Origin of the sequence: Cernens ardua (genome assembly GCF_051251085.1) — a bacterium.
GTDB lineage: Bacteria > Pseudomonadota > Gammaproteobacteria > Pseudomonadales > Halomonadaceae > Cernens > Cernens ardua.
Map to the genome: position 1 here is coordinate 628,783 of NZ_JBPCZH010000001.1, position 22,228 is coordinate 651,010.

Annotated in this window: 18 protein-coding genes; 8 read left to right on the plus strand and 10 right to left on the minus strand. The window is 50.3% G+C overall.

The window, feature by feature from the left end; translation table 11 throughout:
• Positions 1–171 precede the first annotated feature (171 nt).
• Positions 172–1,356 (plus strand): 1-acyl-sn-glycerol-3-phosphate acyltransferase, encoded by a 1,185-nt coding sequence (locus tag LMG33818_RS02795; RefSeq protein WP_442321824.1) that lies wholly within the window; start codon positions 172–174, stop codon positions 1,354–1,356.
• A 108-nt stretch (positions 1,357–1,464) separates the two neighbouring features.
• On the opposite strand, the gene LMG33818_RS02800 is transcribed toward LMG33818_RS02795, so the two are convergent.
• Complete coding sequence (locus LMG33818_RS02800) at positions 1,465–2,967, minus strand: TrkH family potassium uptake protein (RefSeq protein WP_442321825.1); 1,503 nt, start codon at positions 2,965–2,967, stop codon at positions 1,465–1,467.
• Between the two features lie 366 nt (positions 2,968–3,333).
• Between LMG33818_RS02800 and LMG33818_RS02805 the strand changes: the two genes are divergently transcribed.
• Entirely contained in the window at positions 3,334–4,527 is a 1,194-nt protein-coding gene (locus LMG33818_RS02805; RefSeq protein WP_442321826.1) for a cation diffusion facilitator family transporter, read from the plus strand.
• A gap of 119 nt (positions 4,528–4,646) precedes the next feature.
• Here the strand turns inward: LMG33818_RS02805 and LMG33818_RS02810 are convergent, their stop codons facing one another.
• Positions 4,647–5,276, minus strand: coding sequence for a pilin (locus LMG33818_RS02810; RefSeq protein ID WP_442321827.1), 630 nt, complete (start codon positions 5,274–5,276; stop codon positions 4,647–4,649).
• 103 nt (positions 5,277–5,379) lie between these two features.
• On the opposite strand from LMG33818_RS02810, the gene LMG33818_RS02815 reads away from it, so the two are divergent.
• The 5 genes from LMG33818_RS02815 (at position 5,380) to LMG33818_RS02835 (ending at position 9,692) form a co-directional block, all read left to right on the plus strand.
• Positions 5,380–7,089, plus strand: a complete 1,710-nt coding sequence (locus LMG33818_RS02815) for a GspE/PulE family protein (RefSeq protein ID WP_442321828.1) — start codon at positions 5,380–5,382, stop codon at positions 7,087–7,089.
• Positions 7,079–8,371, plus strand: coding sequence for a type II secretion system F family protein (locus LMG33818_RS02820; RefSeq protein ID WP_442321829.1), 1,293 nt, complete (start codon positions 7,079–7,081; stop codon positions 8,369–8,371). The genes LMG33818_RS02815 and LMG33818_RS02820 overlap by 11 nt, the downstream gene beginning before the upstream one ends.
• 21 nt (positions 8,372–8,392) lie before the next feature.
• Positions 8,393–8,998 carry a dephospho-CoA kinase gene (coaE, locus tag LMG33818_RS02825; RefSeq protein WP_442321830.1) on the plus strand — a complete coding sequence of 202 codons (606 nt, stop codon included), beginning with the start codon at positions 8,393–8,395 and terminating at the stop codon, positions 8,996–8,998.
• A 199-nt stretch (positions 8,999–9,197) separates the two neighbouring features.
• A complete protein-coding gene (gene yacG / locus LMG33818_RS02830; RefSeq protein ID WP_442321831.1) occupies positions 9,198–9,425 on the plus strand; it encodes a DNA gyrase inhibitor YacG in 228 nt (75 codons plus the stop codon).
• Between the two features lie 120 nt (positions 9,426–9,545).
• Positions 9,546–9,692 (plus strand): hypothetical protein, encoded by a 147-nt coding sequence (locus LMG33818_RS02835; protein ID WP_442321832.1) that lies wholly within the window; start codon positions 9,546–9,548, stop codon positions 9,690–9,692.
• 4 nt (positions 9,693–9,696) lie between these two features.
• On the opposite strand, the gene LMG33818_RS02840 is transcribed toward LMG33818_RS02835, so the two are convergent.
• The 4 genes from LMG33818_RS02840 to LMG33818_RS02855 form a co-directional block, all read right to left on the minus strand.
• Positions 9,697–10,704 (minus strand): Nudix family hydrolase, encoded by a 1,008-nt coding sequence (locus LMG33818_RS02840; protein WP_442321833.1) that lies wholly within the window; start codon positions 10,702–10,704, stop codon positions 9,697–9,699.
• Positions 10,705–10,930: 226 nt separating this feature from the next.
• Complete coding sequence (gene argJ, locus LMG33818_RS02845; RefSeq protein WP_442321834.1) at positions 10,931–12,151, minus strand: bifunctional glutamate N-acetyltransferase/amino-acid acetyltransferase ArgJ; 1,221 nt, start codon at positions 12,149–12,151, stop codon at positions 10,931–10,933.
• An 83-nt stretch (positions 12,152–12,234) separates the two neighbouring features.
• Positions 12,235–14,979 carry a preprotein translocase subunit SecA gene (gene secA, locus LMG33818_RS02850; RefSeq protein WP_442321835.1) on the minus strand — a complete coding sequence of 915 codons (2,745 nt, stop codon included), beginning with the start codon at positions 14,977–14,979 and terminating at the stop codon, positions 12,235–12,237.
• A 161-nt stretch (positions 14,980–15,140) separates the two neighbouring features.
• The gene (locus LMG33818_RS02855; protein WP_442321836.1) at positions 15,141–15,500 is read right to left on the minus strand and encodes a hypothetical protein; all 360 of its coding nucleotides are present in this window, start codon (positions 15,498–15,500) and stop codon (positions 15,141–15,143) included.
• A 115-nt stretch (positions 15,501–15,615) separates the two neighbouring features.
• Between LMG33818_RS02855 and LMG33818_RS02860 the strand changes: the two genes are divergently transcribed.
• A complete protein-coding gene (locus LMG33818_RS02860; protein ID WP_442321837.1) occupies positions 15,616–16,125 on the plus strand; it encodes a DUF721 domain-containing protein in 510 nt (169 codons plus the stop codon).
• Positions 16,126–16,386: 261 nt separating this feature from the next.
• Here the strand turns inward: LMG33818_RS02860 and lpxC are convergent, their stop codons facing one another.
• The 4 genes from lpxC to LMG33818_RS02880 form a co-directional block, all read right to left on the minus strand.
• A complete protein-coding gene (gene lpxC / locus LMG33818_RS02865; RefSeq protein WP_442321838.1) occupies positions 16,387–17,295 on the minus strand; it encodes a UDP-3-O-acyl-N-acetylglucosamine deacetylase in 909 nt (302 codons plus the stop codon).
• Between the two features lie 198 nt (positions 17,296–17,493).
• Positions 17,494–18,672 (minus strand): cell division protein FtsZ, encoded by a 1,179-nt coding sequence (ftsZ, locus tag LMG33818_RS02870; RefSeq protein ID WP_442321839.1) that lies wholly within the window; start codon positions 18,670–18,672, stop codon positions 17,494–17,496.
• A gap of 34 nt (positions 18,673–18,706) precedes the next feature.
• Positions 18,707–20,020: a cell division protein FtsA gene (gene ftsA, locus LMG33818_RS02875; protein WP_442321840.1), complete on the minus strand. Its 1,314-nt coding sequence runs from the start codon at positions 20,018–20,020 to the stop codon at positions 18,707–18,709.
• A gap of 1,489 nt (positions 20,021–21,509) precedes the next feature.
• On the minus strand, positions 21,510–22,226 hold the full coding sequence (locus tag LMG33818_RS02880; RefSeq protein WP_442321841.1) for a cell division protein FtsQ/DivIB: 717 nt from the start codon (positions 22,224–22,226) through the stop codon (positions 21,510–21,512).
• Positions 22,227–22,228 lie beyond the last annotated feature (2 nt).

Here is a 22,228-nt window from a genome sequence, read left to right on the forward strand (position 1 = left end):
TCGCAACAGTACTTCACGATAGTATTTAGCATACAGTACTCCGACACAGTACTTCTGGCCGGTATTGAGCGACATGAATAACGCTCGTTTATTCAGTTAAAATCCAGCCTTGGCCTATATAGTTAGTATATTTATTACTCTGTTTACCTAGATTAGCGTTGTGATTATTTCATGAAGTCTTCTGACTCCCCCATGCAAGAGAATGACCGTTTTTCATCCTTGCGGCCTTACTATGACAGTGAGGTCGATGGCGTCGTTAAAGCGCTTTCTCACGACAACGAATTTCAGGCGGCCATTGCACGCTATCAGTTCCCGCGTCTGAACAAGGCCCTTCCCTGCCTTGCGCGTTTGCTGGCTGGCATGGGTATTCGCCATAAATTGAAAGATACGCATACCATTGATGATTTTCAGCAACATATTGCCGACTTCATGCGCAATATGATCAGCCGTACGGTTGATGATCTTTCAGTAGAAGGTCTTGATGAATTGCCACGTAATCAAGCATATCTTTTCATCAGCAACCATCGTGACATTTCGCTCGATCCGGCGTTCGTCAATTATGTGCTGCACATGAAAAAACGCAGTACAGTAAGGATTGCAATCGGAGATAATCTGCTCGAGAAGCCCTACGTTTCCTCGTTGATGCGCCTGAACAAAAGTTTCGTCGTACCCCGTTCGTCCGCGGGTAAACGGGAGATGCTAAAAGCGTTTCAGTTATTATCGGAGTACATCCAGTTCTCGATTTGTGATGAGAACCATCCGATCTGGCTGGCACAGCGTCAGGGCAGAGCCAAGGATGGTATTGATCGCACCGACCCGGGCATTATCAAAATGCTCAGCATGGCCGAGCGCTCAAAAAACAAGGAAGTACCCATTTCCGATATTTTCAGCAAGCTGCATATCGTACCGGTGTCCATCAGTTACGAATATGATCCCTGCGATGTGAACAAGGCTCGCGAGCTGCATGCGAAAGAAAATGGGGAAAGCTACAAAAAGATTGAATTCGAGGACATGCACTCCATTGCGACTGGCATTGTCGGGGAGAAAGGCCGTGTCAAGCTGCGCTTCGGCACGCCGCTCACCGAGTTTCATTTTGATTCGGCTGAAGAGCTGGCACAGGAAATCGATCGTCAGGTGCTTTCGGGATATCAGCTCTATCCGTCCCATTATCTCGCATTGGAAAAACTGGGAACGCATCCCGAGCTGGTCGATCTCTCCGGTATAACCGAGGCCGACCGAAACCGCTTCGAAGAACGCCTGGCCAATGTGCCGGAAGAATTACGCCCTTATTGGTTGCTCGAATATGCGAACCCTGTACTCAACTGCAAGGCACCTGAATTGCTGGAAAAAGAGTAACTCATTATAGCCCTGGCGCTGACCAACAGACTGAATGGCAGTGAACGGTAGAAAATAGTCCTCGTATTGAGCAACGCGCTCTTGCGAGGGCTTTTTTATATATGACAGTTAACTCCGCCAAAAGGTGGGTGTAAAGAGCACCAAGACCGTCAGAATTTCCAAACGCCCCATCAGCATGGCAACCGAGAGCAGAATCTTGGCCGTTTCAGGCATGCTGTGGTAATTCCCCGCAGGACCGATCATTTGCCCTAACCCGGGGCCAGTATTCCCTAACATGGAGACTGATGCGCTCAGCGCTGTCTCCATGTTGAGGCCAAGGGCAGACAACGCCACTGAAAGCGCCGCGACAGTAAAGAAAAAGAAAGATGTAAAGGCAACGACCGCACGGGTGATATCGTCCCGTAGGGGGCGACCATTATAGCGCTGGGCGAAGACACCAGATGGATGCACCAGGTGGCGTAACTGGTTAACAAGCATGAGCCAACCTACCTGAAAGCGGAAAACCTTGATGCCTCCCGTGGTAGAGCCCGAACAGCCACCAATGAACAACAGATAAAAGAACAGGCTGACAGCAAACGTTCCCCATCCATTGTAATCCGAGGTGGCATAGCCAGTCGTGGTGATTACCGATACAACATTAAAGGTGACCTCTGTCAGATTCTTCCAGAACGGCCCAGGGTGATGCAGCATTCTCTCGGAAAACATCAGCACAATCACGACGAAGACGATAATGAAGAATCCACGGACTTGCTGATCCCGCCATAAATCGAATTTGTGCTGGGTAAACATTCGCAAAAAGATAACGAATGGCAATGCACCACTCATCATGAATACAATCGAAGCCCAGAGAATGGCAGGATGATTGTCGTAAACACCAAATGATTCATTATAATTGGCAAATCCCCCCGTCGAAACGGAGGTCATCCCCTGGGTGATCGCATCAAAGGGCGTCATCCCAAGCAGCCAGTAGGTCAGCATCGCGATAAAGCTTTGAATAAGATAAACCACCGCGATGGATTTGGCCGCGCCCCCCGCTCTGGGAACAATTTTTTCGTTCCATGCCGAAGATTCAGTCTTGAAAAGCCGCATTCCCCCTACCTTGAGAAAAGGAAGAATCGCAATCGCCATCACGATGATTCCGACCCCTCCCACCCATTGAAGGATGGCTCGCCAGAGCTTGATACCTTCTGACGTATGATTAAGGTCGACAATAACGGTTGCTCCCGTGCTGGTAACACCCGAAACGGACTCGAAAATGGCATCGGCTACTGACAAGCGTGAGGAACCCAATATCATCGGCAAGCTGGCAAACGCTGCAAATACCACCCAACTCATAACGGTGAGTACAAACATCTGCCGGGGACGAAGGTGCATCGTCGAATGTCGGGTAAGAAACAACAGCGTTCCCGATACAAACAACGTGATCAGAATCGACGACCCGAACGCTTTCATATCCGAGTCATGTTGCACCATCAGGAAGATCAAAGGCGCTGTCATCATCGCCACGAGCACTAGTAGCAGGATGGCGAGTATCCGAAAAACCGGACCAATCCCCGCCTGCTCACAGGCATTCGCCAGCATATGACGCAATTTGACCGTGGAAAAAGACACCAAAAAAATTCCTTACTGTAGAAAACCGTTCATTCTAAACCACAATAGCGTTAGTAGCCCACTCAGTGCTCAGGAAAGAGTGCTCCACGATATATTCGCTGTAGCGTTCCATTCCTGTTTTATTTCGAGCATCACTTTACGGTGTGTGGATAAAGCAAACGGCATTGTTCGATCAGTCGGCATTATATTGGCAATGGTTTCAGGATAGCGACCCCATCTGTATAACACGATTGATTCTCAACTCCCGATGCGTTTGATTTATTCGCCAATATGTTCAAAATCGAGTCTAAAATGAGTGCATTATGCGCATGATTTTCAGCACTTTATAGCGTACACGTTATTTCACCTTATCAATTGAAGAATGCAATGTCCGATACTCAGACTATAGATACCGCCGAACACCAGCGTGAAGCGCAACGTGTCAATAAAACCGTCTCCCTGGCGGATGGCCTGTTGGCAATCGCAAAACTGATCGTGGGCATCATGACTGCCTCAAATGCCCTGATTGCTGATGGTGTACACTCATTGGCAGATCTGTTGACCGATATGATCATACTGGCTGCCACGCATTATGGTCGACGCGCTCCGGACGAGGACCACCCTTATGGTCACGGTCGTATCGAAACCATGGCAAGCTTGTGGCTCGGCGTCGTATTGGCTGTCGTTGCCGGCGCCATGATCTGGGAAAGCCTGCAAAAGCTGCTGCAAGGGCATATTGCTCAGGAAGCCAGCATCTGGGCTATTGTCATCACATTGATCGCCCTTGCTGTGAAAGAAGGGCTATATCACTGGACAATGCATATTGCCATTCGCCAAAACTCACCGCTGCTCAAGGCGAGCGCCTGGCATTCGCGTACTGACTCAGCCTCCTCCCTCATCGTCCTGGTGGGCCTGGTAGGCACCTGGTTCGGCTGGACATGGCTGGACCCTCTGGCCGCCTTACTGGTTGCCCTGATGATCGCCAAAATCAGCATTGATACGCTATGGCCTGCCAGTAAAGAGCTGGTTGATACCGCCCTGCCTGCGGAGCAAATGCAGGCATTGGCAGCGTCAGTCACGCCTATCCCTGAACTTCAGGGCTTGCATGACCTTCGTGCACGACGTTTGGGCGCCGAGATATCGCTGGATGTCCATTTACAGGTAGCCCCCACCATTTCGGTCACTGAAGCGCATGAAATCGGAATGGCAGTCACTCAGGAATTCCGCCAGCAGCTTCCCAACCTGGCCGACGTCACGTTTCATATCGACACCGAAAATGATCGTGAAGAAGATCACCAGCATCGCGAACACTTGCCTCTTCGCACCGACATTATCCATTTATTGAATGAACGCTGGGGGTCTGATCCTTGCTGGAAGCAAAGAACTCATCTCGCCATTCACTACCGACACAATGCGGAAACAGGCCAGCGCCATATCGATATCGAGCTGTTCTGTCCTCATGATATTCATTCAGAAGAATCGCATGAGTTATCAATAGAAACACCCACCCAACGGCTGAATGCAGCTATACGGGATATTTACTGGATCGGAACACTTTCCGTATGGATAGCCGCTGACTGATTGCCACGAGTACCAGCTACCCTCTCACGGTTTGTTCAAGGGTAGCAGGCGTAAGCAGGAGAGCTCCAGCGCCAATACGGCCAAAGCACTATATCCTCCCGTTAACCAAAAGGTAACGACTACCCCTTAGTGGCATCAACCAGTTTGACACCGGCGCCTCCTTCAGCCTGACAACCGGTAGGTACCAGCTCTTTTGCCAAATTTCCACCCGCAACACAGAGCCACCCACGGGTGTCATTTCCGGGGCGCAGCTCAAGCCAGCTTCCCTTTTCAATACGGGGTGCAGCACCATCACCAAAGTCATAACGCAGAGCGCCTTGAGACGTCACATTCCATTTTCCATGCAAATGCTTCACGTGCTGAACAGAGTAACCGAGTGCAGCCATCGTAGGTATCTGCCCCCGTAACAGGTGATCTTCAACGCTGATTTGCTGACCTTTAAGTAAAAGATATGCAGAGGCCACTTGTGATCGTGCCACATAAAGTTGATACCGCGGCACGGCAATGGCTGCCAATACACCGATAATTGCCACCACTGCAATCATTTCAAGCAAGGTAAATCCTGCTTCCCCCGATGTATGGTAAGAAGTCACCCACCGGAGACGTCGTTTTCCCTCTGAGAAAAAATGAAGCCTCCCTGTGCGTAGCAGGCATTCAGTAAACACGACTGCCCGTCGTTTTATATGCCTGGAAATAATGGAAATAGCCTTGAGAATGGAACGTGCAAAAGTGGGTTGTGAATGTGTCATAAGAAATCCTCCCTGGTTGACGAATTTCTATAACGGCATTTCCAAGTAAAAATTTAGCCTAAATTTCTGCCGGTTTTGGCCGATAAGGGACATCACAAAAGTCATGAAAGAGATTTTTCAGATGCCCCTATCGCAACCGTCACCACCTCGTCAATCTTCATCATCTCGTCAACCGTCGTCTATACCACCAGCGCGGCATGACTCTGAACAACCAAAGCACCCTGAACAACTAAAGCATGCTGGACAACTAAAGCATCCTGAACGGATTGAACGACATGCTGAAAAAGCTTATGGGATGCGTAGGTCATTTGCACTTGCCCCGGAATATTCCTCTGTCGAAGATGCGTACTCTACCGTTCCCTTCACCTCAAAAGAGGACTGTGAATACCTCCCACTTCATGACAGCGATATTAGTCGGTTGCCCCATGAGCATCTTCCTCTGGCGCTATTACATCGGGAACGCCTTCTTCCCCTGCTGGAAGAGGATGGCGTGCTACATATTGGCTGCGATAAGCATTTGGCACCGGATATTCTGGCAAGATTAAGATTCGTTACAGGAAAAAATTTCGTTCAACATATCATTGACACAGAACGGCACAACAAATGGCTTGCAATCTATGCACGACTGAATGGCTCGACCAATGTGCCGATTACAGACGAAAGTACTGTGGACGAAACACCGGCACATTTTCTGGAAAAACTCGTGCAGCAATGCCTGCTGTTACGAGGCTCGGACATTCATTTTGAGCCGGACCCCACTTACTATCAGATCCGCATCCGTATTGATGGCCGCCTGCGCGTCGTTGATCAAGTCCCCCATCAAGAAGGGGAACGTTGCCTCTTGCGGCTAAAGTTATTGGCGGGGATGGATATAGCCGAGAGCCGTTTACCACAGGATGGAGCGCTCGTGTTGACGATAGCGGACCAAAGCGACGTCTCGTTTCGTGTTGCTACACTGGCAACTATCCACGGTGAAAAGTTGACGCTGCGCCTGATTAATGCAGATTTGCTCTCTTTGCAGCTGGATCACTTGGGGATGAGTCTGCATCAGGTAGAGCAGGTAAAAAAGGCACTGACGAAAAACCGTGGGCTCATACTCGTCTGTGGCCCTACAGGCAGCGGTAAAACCAGTACGTTATACAGTGCATTGATGCAGATTGATCGTAAGGGCCGCCACGTCATCAGCGCTGAAAATCCTGTTGAGCACCACTTGCCCGGGGTACAGCAGGTTCAGATCGAACCTAAGGCAGGACTCACCTTTGCTACTGCACTCCGAGCATTTTTGCGTCAGGACCCGGATGTCATCATGATCGGGGAAATACGCGATGAAGAAACAGCTGACATTACGCTCAAAGCCGTACAGACAGGCCATCTGGTCATCGCGACCGTTCATGCGGCCAGTGTATATGGCTGCTGGGCACGATTGCGCCAATTGGGCATCGTGGAAGAGGCATTAAAGGAAATGTTGTCACTCGTCATTGCGCAGCGGCTGGTTCCGGCCTTGTGTGTGCATTGTCGTGGTACTAACGCCGCTTTATACTCTGAAGAATTATACTCCGAAGAACACCACTATCAGGTAAGAGAAGCGCTGCCACAGACGCCTCTGTTATCAAAAACGCATTCCCATGCAGAGTGTCCTCATTGTTATCAGGGGCGATCTGGGCGCATTGGCCTCTTTGACATGGGCACTCCCCCCTTTCATTTTCCCAAAGCACTGTCGACAGAAGCTGCATTGGCAGGATTGAAACAAGCGGGCATGGCACTTGTGTCGAAAGGCATGGTGGCATCAGAGGACCTCATGTATGTCCTCTGATGCCTCCTCGACTACGACAGGTATGTCTTCAACAGTTCGTGGCTTCAATACTGTTCTTGCTCCCCGGGAAGCAATTCCCTCTTCTGACACCTCAGCAAAAGTCAATACACTCCCTTTCCCCAAGCATATAGGGATTTGGCAGTGGTATGGAAGGACGACAACAGGTGAGCATCAGCGTGGCCGCTTGCTGGCAGCTGACAAACAGGCCGCTTTTAAAGAGTTGGAAGCGACAGGTATTTGGGTCATATCACTTAAACGCTTACGCCGCACTCTACCACGAGCAAAAGCCTCTCGTTGGAAGATGAGGTTTGACCAACTCGCTCTCCAGTTGGAAGCGGGAATCGATTTGGGTAACGCTATCGAAAACCAGCAAGAAATACACAAAAAAGGGAGTGAGCAGCTCTTTTGGCAGGGAATGGCAGTATCAATTGAACGAGGTTATCCATTGTCAGACTTCTTTATTACAACAGGCCTGAACCGCACTTTTCCACTTGCTATCACGTTGATAAAACTGGCCGAAAAAAGCGGGCAGCTGGTGCCTGTTTTGCAGCAGATCAGCCAGTGGCTGGAAGAACGTATCACATTGAAGAGGCGACTAACGGCCCCACTCCACTATCCCCTGATTGTCGGCATCCTAAGCACCGTTATGGTACTGGTCATGTTAGTTAAAGTCGTCCCCGTGTTTGAAGGCTTATACGCGCATCACATGACCGCGCTGCCGTGGATAACACAGTCTCTCTTCCAGTGCTCATCGCTTGTCACACATCACGCGATAACCTGCATTGCCATCCTCATGGCAAGTGGACTGATATTACTGAGTGCCTGGCAACCGCTCTTGCAGGCTATGCATCGACTTCCCGCTATAGGGCCTCTATTGATTAACGGAGAGAAGGTCCTGATTCTCAAGTCTCTGGGACTGGCACTTGAACAGGGTGTTCCCCTTGATCAGGGATTACTGCTCCTGAAATTGCCTGATGACCAATGGAGACTGAATACGCTGGCATATCAGCTACAAACAGGGCAATCATTTGGCACGCTATTGGCACAACATCCTCGGTTCGGACCATCACTGACGGCCATGATCAAAAATGGAGAGCAGACAGGCCAACTCGCGGATGCACTCATACAAGCCTCTTTGCTGGAAAAGCGTCAGTGGGAGCATCAGCTCTCAATATTGGAGCGTTATCTCGAACCGATGATTATGGTCATGCTAAGTGTTATGCTGGGCGGTATCGTATCAGCGCTTTATCTTCCTGTTTTTGATTTAGGGCAACAGTTTTAACCTCACGGATGTTGGTATTCCATGCTTACAATCGGACTGACAGGCGGTATCGCCAGCGGAAAAACCACCGTTGCCAACGATTTTGCTGCATTAGGCATTAGTCAGATCGATGCTGATGTGATTGCACGCGACGTTGTTGCACCCGGAGAACCCCTGTTAGAAGAGATCGCACAGCACTTTGGACGCTCTATTCTGACCGCGGATGGGGCTCTTGACCGTAAACAGTTACGTCGTCTCATTTTCGAGGATACGAACCAACGCCACTGGCTGGAATCCCGAATGCATCCGACTATTTTCACACGTATTCAAACACTACTACCCGAGTTGGAAGGGCCTTACCGGCTGTTAGTTGTTCCCCTGCTTCTTGAATCCAACAAGTATCAGTCTATCGTGGATAGAGTGCTGGTCGTGGATATCCCCGAATCGATGCAGCTGGAACGTTTGATGGCGCGAGATGGTAGCTCGCTTGAACAGGCGCAAGCGATCCTCAAGGCACAAATGCCTCGAAAGGAACGCCTGAGTCAGGCCGATGATGTGATTGACAACACACAATCAAGAGCGCTGACATCAGAGCGGGTAAAGGCACTGGATGCCATTTACCGTTCACTGGCTGCTCAGCATCGTTGAGTCTGCAGTTTGCCTGATTTTTGTCAGTCAAAGGCAAGCCTGAACAGTCGCATCTATCATCCATCAGTTGAAGAGATACATCGTTCCCGGTTTCAGTCTTTTTGAAAGTGAGTGTGAACAGTTCATATAGAAGAATCCACAACACAAGGTATACCGATCGCTTGGTACCTCGTAAATACGCCAGAATCAAGGTTATGTCATGTCCAATACCCAAAAACCGTTAAAAGTCGCGTGTCCACACTGTGGTACCGCCGTTGAATGGAAAGAAGAAAACACCTATCGCCCCTTCTGTTCCAAACGCTGTCGTCTTATCGATTTAGGCGAATGGGCGGGTGAGAGACACCGCATACCGGGAGAGCCCGCAATGGACGAGATGGATATCGATAGTCTGATCGATAATTTTGAGCGCGGGAATTTCAAGGAATAATCTTTTTTTAGTTCTATTCCTTATTTCCATGTCCTCTCTATTCAGCCCGCATGACATTCACTGCGTGTTTCTTTCCCCCCTATGCAAGGCAACGTGTAAACGAGAACACCGAATCGCGATATGGAAACTGTTAATAAAAAAGCGGCACTCCCTTCTTCAGAGAGCGCCGCTTGTGGCACGTATCAACCATCCATGTTCAGCATCGGTTCACGTAAAGTATCATCAACGCGGGCAAAAGCCATTCAGCCATTCAGCCATTCAGGCTAGCCGATTAATCCTTCGGTAGAAAAGCGCGTATGGCTGCAATACCCTGCCCGCCCACGGCACGTGCTTTATCAACGTCGTTCAATTCCAAACCACCCAGCGCGAACACAGGAATATGGCAATCGCGAACGGCTTCCTGAAAACCATTCCAGCGCAAAGGCGTAACATCCGGGTGACTGGTAGTCGTATTGATACAACTCAGCATCGCAAAGTCACAATCGAATGCTTCAGCACGATCCAGTGAATCCTTGTCATGGACGGAAGCTGCCAACCAATGCGTCGACTCCAAAGGCCGCTCTTCCAGCTGAAGCAGCTGTTCGTTGGTTAGATGCAAACCCGCCGCATCGAAGTCATAGACCATCTGAATCAATGGTTCTATATCAGAACCGTGATGTCCCAGCATGAGTTTGGCACCCGACTCACGGCACAGATCCGCGACCACGCGAGCACGAGCTTCGTAGGCTTCCGCAGACAAGCTGGGGGCACGCAACCGTACCATCGGAGGATTGAACTGTGCCAAAGAGGCTTTGAATGTTGCCAGAAACGCCTCTTCGTCGCTCTCATCCTGAGTAACCATGTAGAGATGGGGCAACATCGCTGCCTTGATCACCGCACCATTGGCCGAGGGAAAATGATAACGTGCCAGTTTTTCTTCCGGTACCCAACGAACGACCTGCCCTTCGCGCCCATAGGGCTCACCTTCATACTGACGCACTTCCCAGACATCCAGCAGAATATGTTTGTCTTCATATTCGTGCATGACCTTGATCAAGGGTTGCGCACGGTCAATCTGGATGCCCAGCTCTTCGTTAAGTTCACGTTTGAGCGCTTCAAGGGAGGTTTCATGCGCATTCAGCTTTCCTCCGGGGAATTCCCAGAGGCCCCCCTGATCCACATAGGATGGGCGGCGGGAAAGGAATACCTGATTCTGATCGTCATAGATCACTGCCGCGACGACATGAACACGCCGTTTGGGCACTACGGCCTGATCATGTGAGTAATGACCACGTTTCATCGCTTCAGCTCCTCTGAAGATAGTCGGTCTTCAATTGATACTACTGTATTGCTCACGCAACACCTCAAACTTGTACCGCTCTTGCGGCATTGATACATGAAGTAACCACCCTTGCCAAGGCTGGCCCCTGAACCGCGTGCACCCAGGGAAAGGGCTATACACGCAGGATTTTCAGCAGATTTATTTCCTTCCTGTGCCATTGCAACGAACAGCAAAACAGTCCGGATCAGCTGCGATAATCAGCGTTGATACTGACATATTCGTGTGAAAGGTCAGATGTCCATACCGTCTCCTGAATACCACCACGCGCAAGCCTGACCAAAATGGTAATCTCTTCCTGAGCGACGGCTTCACTCCCCGCCTCTTCCGTATAGTCTGGTGCACGGCCACCATTTTCAGCAATGGTAACGCCGTTGATAGCCACACTGACACGATTCACATCCAGATCAACTACACCTGATTTTCCAACGGCCATCAGAATTCGGCCCCAATTGGCATCACTGGCATAAAGAGCAGTCTTGACCAGTGGTGAATGCGCAATGCTATAGGCTACGGCCAGTGCTTCTTCTGTTGAAGCAGCTTCCTGAACATTGACCGCAATGAATTTGGTGGCACCTTCACCATCACGAACGATCGCCTGTGCCAACTCCAGCATTACTTCGTACAATGCCTCAGTAAAGCGCTGAACATCCCGTGTCTGTACAATTTCCGGGCCTTTCCCCGTGGCCGTCAATACGCAGGCATCATTGGTCGACGTATCCGAATCAACTGTAATACGATTAAACGTACGTTCGGTCACATCTGAAAGTAATTGTTGCAGTAAATCCGCATCCACTGTCGCATCTGTCGCCACAAACGAAAGCATGGTCGCCATGTTCGGGCAGATCATTCCAGAGCCTTTGGAAATCCCGTTGATCGTCACGGTTTCTCCATTGATCGTTAATGACCGAGTGGACAACTTGGGCCGTGTGTCAGTGGTGAGAATCCCCCACCCTGCGGCTTCCCAATTATCTCCCTTCAGATCAGCCAGCGCTGCCGGTATGGCATTCTCGATCTTCTCAACAGGGAGAGGCTCACCAATGACACCGGTAGAAAAAGGCATCACGCCATTTTTACCGGACGCATCAGACTGCGTTACAGCCGCCAATAAGGCCTCGCAACAGCGCTGAGCATCCTTGAGTCCCTGCTCCCCCGTCCCCGCATTGGCATTTCCCGTATTGATCAGCCAATACCGTGTATTTCGCTCAACCAGTGCCTGCCTGGCAAGGATGACAGGAGCAGCGCAAAAGGCATTGCGAGTAAAAACACCGGCCACGGTCGCGGTATCATCCAGCTCGAATATGACCAGATCCTTGCGCCCTTCCTGCTTGATGCCCGCACTGGATACACCGATACGCACACCTTTCAACGCGGGAAGAGTAGGAAATACGGATTCACCTACGGCCATTCATGACTCCTGACATACGGTTGTCTGTTAAATACGTCATCATGAAAATGCCTACCACAGGTGTGGTAGGCATTCGTCACTTGTTAATTCAAACGACCATGACACTGCTTGTACTTCTTGCCGGAACCACAAGGGCATGGGTCATTACGACCGACCTTGGGTTCTTCACGCTTCACGGTAGAAGGGGTTGCCGTGTCATTTACCGCTTCGGCAGCGGCAAGGGCATCATCACTGATCGCAAACTCGGAAGGCAGTTCATCATGCACAACGGCGGAGTTGAACTGCTCCTGCTCCAACTGCTGACGACGTTGTTCCTCGAACTGATCTACCTCTTCTTCCATGCGAACCTGTACATGGCTAAGTATACGGATAACGTCTGATTTCACGTTGGTCATCAGCCCCTGGAACAGCTCGAAAGCCTCGCGTTTGTACTCCTGCTTGGGGTTTTTCTGCGCATAACCACGCAAGTGAATACCACGACGCAGGTGATCCATCGACTGAAGGTGCTCTTTCCAACGGGTATCAAGTACCTGCAACATGAACTGTTTTTCCAGACGGTTCATCAGCTCATCGCCCAGATTCTCGCGTTTGTCGGCCAGCAGCTCAGCATGCTCGGCCTGCAAACGCTCCAGCATCGCCTCAGCCGACAGGTTGGGCACCTCTTCAAACCACTCTTCAAGATCAACGGAAAGATTGAAGTTCTCTTTCAGATCATTTTCCAGCCCTTCGATATCCCACTGCTCTGGCAAGGTACCCGCTGGGACATACTGTTCGAAAGTCGTTTCCATTACTTGCTGACGGATATTGCGAATGTTTTCAGCGATATCCGGGCTGGTTAGAATTTCATCACGCTGTTCATACACCACCTGACGCTGGTCATTGGCTACGTCGTCGTATTCCAACAGCTGCTTACGAATATCAAAGTTACGCCCTTCAACCTTGCGCTGCGCACGCTCTACCGCATTGGATACCATTTTGGCTTCAATGGCTTCACCGCGCTCAAGCCCCAGACGGTTCATCAGACTCTGCAAGCGTTCCGAACCGAACAGGCGCATCAGATTATCTTCCAGAGAGAGGAAGAAACGGGTAGAGCCCGGATCACCCTGACGCCCCGCACGACCACGCAACTGGTTATCAATACGACGGGATTCATGACGTTCGGAACCGATCACATGCAAGCCGCCCGCCTCGATAACCGCATCATGACGTTTTTGCCAGTCGGCCTTGATCTGCGCTTTCTGTGCCTCGGAAGGATTTTCAAGCTGATCCACCTCGGCTTCCCAGCTTCCCCCCAACATGATGTCAGTACCACGTCCAGCCATATTGGTAGCGATGGTCACTGTGCCCGGGCGCCCTGCCTGTGCAATGATATGCGCTTCGCCTTCATGCTGCTTGGCGTTCAATACATTGTGGGGAATTTTCTGTTTGCGCAGTAGATTGGATAGCAACTCGGAACTTTCAATGGATGCCGTACCGACCAGTACCGGACGATTTTCTGCAATGGTCGATTTGATATCCTCAATAATGGCCTCGTATTTTTCCATTGCGCTCATGTATACAAGGTCATTCAAGTCTTTGCGCACCAACGGACGGTTGGTCGGAATCACCAGCACGTCCATCTTGTAGATGTGCTGGAATTCATAGGCTTCGGTGTCTGCCGTCCCTGTCATGCCACCCAGCTTGTTGTACAGGCGGAAATAGTTCTGGAACGTAGTGGTCGCCAGTGTCTGGCTCTCTTTCTGAATATCCACGTTCTCTTTGGCTTCAACGGCCTGATGCAACCCTTCGGACCAACGGCGACCGGGCATGGTACGACCGGTATGTTCATCCACGATCACTACTTCATTATTGGAAACAATGTAGTCAACGTCACGACTATACAAGTGCTGAGCGCGCAAAGCAGAGTTTACGTGATGCAAAAGCCCCAGGTTCTGGGCAGCATAGAGCGAGTCATTTTCGTCAAGCAGGTCAGCCCCACGCATCAGCTCTTCCACCTTCTGGTGGCCCTGTTCGGTCAGCTCGATCTGCTTCTGCTTTTCATCAATGATGAAATCGCCGGATTCAGGCTCTTCGGAAGACGTACACGGTGTTAGCCCAACCACCAGGCGGTCAACCGTCTTGTACAGGTCAGTATTGTCTTCGACCGGCCCGGAGATAATGAGCGGAGTACGCGCTTCATCAATCAGGATGGAGTCCACCTCATCGATCAACGCGAAATTAAGGGTACGCTGCACTTTTTCTTCAACAGAAAACGCCATGTTATCGCGCAGATAGTCGAACCCGTACTCGTTGTTAGTACCGTAGGTAATATCAGCGCCATAGGCCGCCCGCTTTTCATGCGGCATTTGCCCGGAATAGATAATCCCTACTTCAAGGCCGAGAAATTCATACAGCGGGCGCATGATGGCAGCATCACGAGTCGCCAGGTAATCATTCACCGTCACCACATGCACGCCCTTGCCACTCAACGCATTCAGATACGTCGCCAGCGTTCCCACCAGTGTTTTACCTTCACCGGTTTTCATCTCGGCTATGCGACCTTCATGCAAGGCCATACCACCGATCAACTGAACATCGAAATGGCGTAGGCCAAGCACACGTTTACTGGCTTCCCTCACCGTCGCGAAGGCTTCTGGCAGAATGCTGTCCAGAGACTCGCCCTTTTCAATGCGCTGATGGAATTCATCGGTTTTGGCCTTGAGGGCCGCATCGTCCAGCGCAGCAAAGCTTTCTTCAAGACCATTGATCTTGTCGACGACCTTGCGCATGCGTTTCAGTTCACGTTCGTTTTTGCTACCGAGTACTTTTCGTACTATTGAAGTTAACATCTGGCTTTCCTGTTCCTGCTCATCTGCATGTGGGTAACCGCTTAAAAGTATTAACGGCAGATGAACCATGTTTTTGACTGTTAGCTAAAAATTTGCCGTATCATGTGTCCGGGTAAAAAGTCATGCACCCTAACGATGGTGCGCGGACTCACGGCGTTGGATTAACAGGTCAGCACAGGCGGGCCTCGGCGTGAACAGACATCCTGCCCACATACCATTTTGAGAAAGGGAACATCCGGCAATCGAACGGAAAAAGGGTGGAGAATAAGTGCTCGCAGGGATACGCCCCGACGCTGCGGTGCACGAACCTTGCGCCGTGATACTGCACGAATGGACTCGGGAACGAGGAACGCGATACGCACCAGCTCGGCCGTCAGGGAATCCAGCCTGGCTTGCGTCAGTGACGACGTCACGACGATAGGCAGCAGACACCCGACCAGAAGGGACGTCCACAACCAGTGATGGCGGCGGCGCGACTCCAAACGATGATGTGTATGACTATATGTTCTCGGTGCGTACATGGTAACGTATATGCAAGCCTTCACCGGGGGCAGAGGACATCCGATTCAAACCGAATGACATGACCATCAAGTAATAGCGCTATCGAGTAATAATGATCAAGCAGGTAACAAGGCGATGAGTATAAAGGTTAAGCAGCGAAACGCACAGCCCGTATCACGATTACTTGCAAATTCTTCGCCTCGGGCCATGGGAAAAAGCGAGCTTTCCCCTCTGTTGCACAAGGCGGATGCCATTTCACGGGTACAGCATTTGCTTGAAGAAAAGCTCCCGGACGAAATGCAGGGGCATTTGCTTGTTGGCGGCTGTACCCAGGGCACGGTCACTATTCTAACCGATAAAGCCGTGTGGTTAACATGGTTGCGTTTCGAAAGAACCCGATTGTTGAAATTGATCAACTCACTGCCTGATTTCCACCATGTGGATGCCATCGCTTTCAAGGTACGCCCATTGCGCTCCATTCGCCCGGCAGTGCGCAAACCGCCACGTTATATCACTGAAGAAGCTTCTGAACACATCCTCGCGTGCGCGGAATATACAACGGACCCAAAACTCAAAGCGGCGCTGGAGCGTTTGTCCGCTCATACACGCACCTCAACGGATGGGTCGAATCACGACAGCGAGTAAGTGTCTCCCTCCTTTCTGCCACACCAGCACACCTTCAAATGAATTCTGTGCATAAGGGCCTCCCGGATAAGCGCAAGGCATACGATATAGGAAGCGATAGGAAGCGCGGCATGAGGCCACACCCGCATCAGACCCAATGAGCGTGGACCCGTGATATCAAGTGCATGGGAAAAGAAAATACGTTAAGGGAGTATTTAAAAGGTCCTGACAGAACGCAGGACCCAAGAGTAGCCTTTGATCAGGCAACAAAAAAGCAGAATATCAAGCAACAGCGGGTGTGAAATAAAAGACCGGCGCACTTTTTTCTTCGGCCAGCGTGACCAGCTCCCAACACTCAGGCTGTTTCATGAGTGCGCGGGCCAGCTTGTTATTCAGGCCATGCCCTGATTTGAAGCCATGAAACTCACCCAGAATGCTGTAACCCAGCTGATAAAGATCACCCACCGCATCAAGAATCTTGTGGCGCACAAATTCATTTTCGTAGCGCAAGCCATCTTCGTTCAGGATACGGTATTCATCGACAACAATGGCGTTATCGAGGCTCCCCCCCAACGCCAGGTTACTGGCTCGCATGCGCTCCAGATCCCTAAGGAAGCCGAAGGTACGTGCGCGGCTCACTTCCTTCACGTAGGATGATGTCGAAAAATCCACCACCATCTTCTTGTGCTGCTCAGTGAATACCGGGTGATCGAAACTGATTTCAAAAGAAACCTTGAAACCATCATAGGGTTTGAAGGAGGCTAACTTGTCACCTTCTTCAACAAAAATGGGCTGAGTAATGCGAATGAATTTCTTCGCAGCCTGTTGCTCAACAATCCCGGCAGATTGCATCAGATAAACGAAAGGGCCTGCACTCCCATCCATGATGGGAATCTCGGGTGCATTGACCTCTACGTATGCGTTATCGATACCCAACCCTGCAAAGGCAGACATCAGATGCTCGACAGTAGCAACGCGCACATCGCCACTATAGAGTGCAGTGCACAGCATGGTGTCGTTTACCCGTTCCGGATCGGCGGGAATATGAACTGCAGGAGAAAGATCGGTACGGACAAAAACAATACCAGTATCGATGGCAGCCGGGCGGAGTGTCAGATAGACCTTTTTACCCGAGTGCAGGCCCACACCAGTGGCTCGGATAGTATTTTTTAGGGTTCTTTGACGTATCATGATGACCTGCTACGAAAGATAACGGAGAGGAAGTCTAAAGATCATACCAGCTCCCTTAAGGAGCGACAACGAACAGTGTTCGACTATTCGAAATTTTCCCTTCCAGACATGTCAAAGATATGACATCACCCGCCAAATTCCAAATAAAAAAGGCCGCAGGAATTCACCTGCGGCCCATTTAAAATGATAACGCTTGTATTAATCCGCCTGACGACGCAGGAAGGCAGGAATATCCAGGTAATCGTCCAGATCCCGTGATTTGGCTGCCGCATTGCCACGACGTTCACGAACGCCCTCTTCTGCACGTTCACGCGCTGCCGCAGCACGCCCACCCTGAGGCTGCTGAAGTTTGCGATAATCGTTGGCATCACCACGGCTACTACGGGACTCATTCACCGGCTGACGCTGGGTTACGCGGGCATCTTCCAGACCTGCAGCAACTACCGTCACACGCAGCTCGTCAGACATGTCCATATCAATGGAGGTCCCCACCACGATAGTGGCTTCCTGAGACGCGAATTCCTGAACGGTGGTACCCACCTCTGTGAATTCACCAATCGCAAGATCAGGCCCGGCTGTGATATTCACCAGAATACCGCGGGCGCCATTGAGATTAACATCTTCAAGTAACGGTGAGCGGATGGCTTTCTCGGCAGCTTCGCGTGCACGATTTTCACCGGTAGCAGAACCGGTACCCATCATCGCCATCCCCATTTCTGACATAACAGTACGCACGTCAGCAAAGTCGACGTTGATGATACCGGGGCTGGTGATCAGCTCGGCAATCCCCTGAACGGCGCCCAGGAGAACATCGTTGGCAGCGCTGAATGCTGTTAACAGGCTCGCGTTCTTGCCCAGTACCGTCAACAACTTTTCATTGGGAATGGTGATCAGGGAATCGACGTGCTCGGAGAGCTCTTTCATCCCTTCGTCGGCGGCACGTTGACGTTTTGGCCCTTCAAACGGGAAGGGGCGCGTCACCACGGCTACCGTCAGAATACCCAGCTCTTTCGCTACCTGAGCAACGACAGGTGCACCTCCAGTACCGGTCCCACCGCCCATACCGGCCGTGATAAAGACCATGTCAGCGCCTTCCAGAAGTTCAGTGATCCGCTCACGATCTTCCATTGCCGCCTGACGGCCTACATCAGGATTGGCACCTGCACCCAACCCTTTGGTAATTTCTGTACCCAGTTGCAGAACCGTTTTGGCTGCAACCCGTTTCAGCGCCTGCGCATCGGTGTTCGCGCAAATAAATTCAACGCCTTCAATACTGTTTTCAACCATGTGGTTAACAGCATTACCGCCACCACCACCAACGCCGATCACTTTGATGACCGCATTGTTGGATGGCGCATTATCAACTAGTTCGAACATAAGCCCCGTCTCCTGTAACCGCTACGCGGTCTTATCAAAAATTACCCTTAAACCAACCTCGAAGACGATCTATGGCTGATGGTAACGCTTCACCAATGGATCGTGAAGAGCTGCGCTCAGAGTAACTGCGTCGATGTTGCTCTTCGTAACGTGATGATGGCTCGTTATCGAAAGTGTCGTCATCGTAATCCTGACGCGAATGGTTGATGCCATATTCCAGCAAACCGACTCCAGTGGAGTAGATCGGATTGCGAACGACATCCGCCAGACCACGTACATTCTGAGGAACAGCAATACGTACTGGCATATGGAAGATCTCTTCCGCCAGCTCGACCACACCTTCCATGCGAGAGGTGCCGCCGGTTAAAACAATGCCTGCTGCTACCAGGTCTTCGTAACCGCTACGACGAAGTTCTTCCCGTACCAGGGTAAACAACTCCTCATAACGCGGCTCAACCACTTGCGCCAGCTCCTGACGTGAAAGCTCGCGAGGCGCACGCTCCCCAACTCCGGGAACACGAATGATCTCTTCATTGGAGGCAAGCTGTGTTAATGCGCACGCGTATTTTACCTTGATGTCTTCGGCGTACTGCGTTGGCGTCCTCAACGCCATGGCGATATCGTTGGTCACCTGATCACCGGCAATCGGAATCACCGCCGTATGGCGAATCGCACCTTCGGTGAAGACGGCCATGTCGGTTGTACCGCCACCGATATCGACCATGCAAACACCGAGTTCACGCTCATCATCGGTGAGCACGGCATAACTGGAGGCCAGCTGTTCCAGAATGATGTCATCCACTTCCAGGCCACAGCGACGAACACACTTCTCAATGTTTTGTACTGCATTCAATGCAGCTGTAACCAAGTGTACACGAGCTTCAAGTCTGACACCGGACATACCCAGAGGTTCACGAATACCTTCCTGTGAATCAATGGTGTATTCCTGGGGAATAACATGCAGTACGCGCTGCCCTTCCGACACAGCACGTGCCCGTGCCGAATCAATAACACGCTCGATGTCATAGGGTGACACTTCACGATCACGGATAGCCACTACGCCATCGGAATTCATGGAGCTGATGTGGCTACCTGCTATACCTACAAAGACAGAGTGTATGTCACACCCTGCCATGAGCTCGGCTTCTTCGATGGCCCGTTGAATCGACTGAACGGTCGACTCGATGTTGATCACCACCCCTTTCTTCATACCACGCGAAGGGTGAGAACCAATACCTGAAATCTCGATGCCACCGTCGTCTGTTGGCTGACCGACAATAGCAACTACCTTGGAAGTTCCAATATCCAGTCCGACGACCATGTTGGAAGTGTTGGAATGTCCAGCCATATATCGGCCCTGCTCCTGAATTAATTCGAAAAACCTGCACGAGCGTGAGTTTTAACGTTCAACCAAAGGATGAAGATTTTGCCACCCTTTTTATCATGAACACCTCAACGCCCAACCTTTAAAACATCTGCCGCCGGGAGGTCTCCCCTCCCCTACCACCCAAATGTTTTATTTTTCAGCCGATGGTCTATTGGCTTATCGACCAACCACCTGTCTGCTAGCCACTAACGGCTTGTCTGCCAACTGCTTGCCTGTCAACTACCTGTCTTCCAATATCCTGATTGCCCAACCCATCTTTGCATCCTGCATATGTCGTGACATGTTGCCAGATCAGGCTGGCCTTTCATTGGAGATTTTCAGGTTTGCCGGCACCGTTGCTGGCGGATGAACGTATATTAGTCACTAACCTGACATTTTAACGCGTATCTACCCGCACAGCTAATCCAATATGCAAATAAAATCGTGAGACATTTGTCTTACCCCACAACATTCACAATTGAATAACATTTCGTCAATTTTGAGACACATTCAGTAAACGTTTTGGCTTTTTCCACGCAATGTACATGCTTTCCTTCCATGGACATCCCGGGAAAAACGATTCGCTTGCATGGGCATGGATCACTATCTCAAAAACCACTCAAGACACCCATGGGATATTACCTGTAACGTTCCCAATCCAGCAAAACACTACGAATCAAACCAACAGCTCCCGGTGCAATACCTTTTCCGCTCTTATCGTGCGCCCGGCATGCCCTTTGCCTTGTTTATCGCATTGCCACTTCACCACTTCCTATCAAGCGGCTCTTCGTATATATGACACCAGCACCATTCCGAGGTCCAGATATTAGCGCTTCAATAGTGTGAGAAGATGTTATCTCGCTTTTTATTTACGACACATATAAACAACCAGGTCATAAATGACATACTCAATACCATACTCAATACAATATTGATCATACGAAGTTTTAAACTTTTAAACGCTATCAGTATATAGCCTGATTATCGAGAACGATCAAGAAGCATATAAACACATTATACTCTTTCACCTTCAGCCGGCTATCTCCCTCATGTAGCACTCATTGCTGAAAACCCATTGCAAAGAGATCACACAAGATTATTCACAAGGACCTGCCACCCCTACCGCGAGTACCCATGCAGGGTAGTGACTTTCAACGCGATGGCCACTCATGACCCACTATTTTCGTGACTATCCATTACTGAAATCCAGCATACTTTCGACCGGATTATTTATACCGAGGACGTACCTCTTAGGGGATACACTCTTCGAGCCGTTCCACCTCTCTAAAAATCATACTACATAGGAAAATACACTTTGGAAATACTTTTATTTAAATAAACGGAAATATTTATTTATTGGGCAGGTAATATAAAAGCGTATTTTGGTTTCCGTTAACGTTAGGGGTAAATAAAATAAATAACGGCAGAAAAATATTGTATTTATTATTTAACTGCCGTTATTTTTGCTAACTCATTCTTTTCCCGAACTTTTACCTTTCCAGCCTACAGCAAGGCCATTGGGATAGCGCAAGTCGATATAATTGATATTGGCAACCTCACTCGACAATGCACGTTGCCACGCTACGATAAAGCGAGTAACGCGAATTGTAAGGTCACCTCTACCCAAAACGACCCAAAACTCATTATTTACCTGAAAACGCCAGGCTCCACGCGCTTCCAAACGGACCTGTGTGACCGTCAATCCCAGGGGGGATAAACGCTGTTTTAATTGCGCATAGAGCGCCAGCACGTCTGCCGAACGATCATCCGGCCCAGCCAAATGAGGCATGTTAGCCATATGCTGGCTATTGGCACTCGAGGCCACGAAGGGCTGACCATCCGCGTTCAGCAATCCATTATCGTTCCACCAGGCCACCGGCTGTTGTTCCTGTAGCTGGAAATCCAGCGTATTGGGCCATTGGCGAGTAACACGGGCCTGCGCGATCCATGGAATCTGAAGCACTTCATTGCGAATAGTATCCAGATCGATTGATAGCCAGCGTTGCCCAGTCACCAATTGTGAGAGCTGGTGACTCAGTTGGTTGGGGCGGATATGCTCGAAATGGCCATCCACATGGACAGACTGAATGGGCTGATCCAACCAGATCCAAACAGTACGACCACAGGCACCCAAGACTACGACAATCAGTATCAGGCCCAACAAACGGTTAAAAAGACTACTCGGCATGA

Coding starts and splice junctions, on each gene's coding strand:
- LMG33818_RS02805 (WP_442321826.1), top strand. CDS start 3,334: ATGTCCGATACTCAGACTATAGATACCGCCGAACACCAGCGTGAAGCG.
- secA (WP_442321835.1), bottom strand. CDS start 14,979: ATGTTAACTTCAATAGTACGAAAAGTACTCGGTAGCAAAAACGAACGT.
- argJ (WP_442321834.1), bottom strand. CDS start 12,151: ATGGCCGTAGGTGAATCCGTATTTCCTACTCTTCCCGCGTTGAAAGGT.
- LMG33818_RS02855 (WP_442321836.1), bottom strand. CDS start 15,500: ATGTACGCACCGAGAACATATAGTCATACACATCATCGTTTGGAGTCG.
- LMG33818_RS02820 (WP_442321829.1), top strand. CDS start 7,079: ATGTCCTCTGATGCCTCCTCGACTACGACAGGTATGTCTTCAACAGTT.
- ftsA (WP_442321840.1), bottom strand. CDS start 20,020: ATGGCTGGACATTCCAACACTTCCAACATGGTCGTCGGACTGGATATT.
- LMG33818_RS02840 (WP_442321833.1), bottom strand. CDS start 10,704: ATGAAACGTGGTCATTACTCACATGATCAGGCCGTAGTGCCCAAACGG.
- LMG33818_RS02810 (WP_442321827.1), bottom strand. CDS start 5,276: ATGACACATTCACAACCCACTTTTGCACGTTCCATTCTCAAGGCTATT.
- LMG33818_RS02795 (WP_442321824.1), top strand. CDS start 172: ATGAAGTCTTCTGACTCCCCCATGCAAGAGAATGACCGTTTTTCATCC.
- yacG (WP_442321831.1), top strand. CDS start 9,198: ATGTCCAATACCCAAAAACCGTTAAAAGTCGCGTGTCCACACTGTGGT.
- ftsZ (WP_442321839.1), bottom strand. CDS start 18,672: ATGTTCGAACTAGTTGATAATGCGCCATCCAACAATGCGGTCATCAAA.
- lpxC (WP_442321838.1), bottom strand. CDS start 17,295: ATGATACGTCAAAGAACCCTAAAAAATACTATCCGAGCCACTGGTGTG.
- LMG33818_RS02880 (WP_442321841.1), bottom strand. CDS start 22,226: ATGCCGAGTAGTCTTTTTAACCGTTTGTTGGGCCTGATACTGATTGTC.
- LMG33818_RS02815 (WP_442321828.1), top strand. CDS start 5,380: ATGAAAGAGATTTTTCAGATGCCCCTATCGCAACCGTCACCACCTCGT.
- LMG33818_RS02860 (WP_442321837.1), top strand. CDS start 15,616: ATGAGTATAAAGGTTAAGCAGCGAAACGCACAGCCCGTATCACGATTA.
- LMG33818_RS02835 (WP_442321832.1), top strand. CDS start 9,546: ATGGAAACTGTTAATAAAAAAGCGGCACTCCCTTCTTCAGAGAGCGCC.
- coaE (WP_442321830.1), top strand. CDS start 8,393: ATGCTTACAATCGGACTGACAGGCGGTATCGCCAGCGGAAAAACCACC.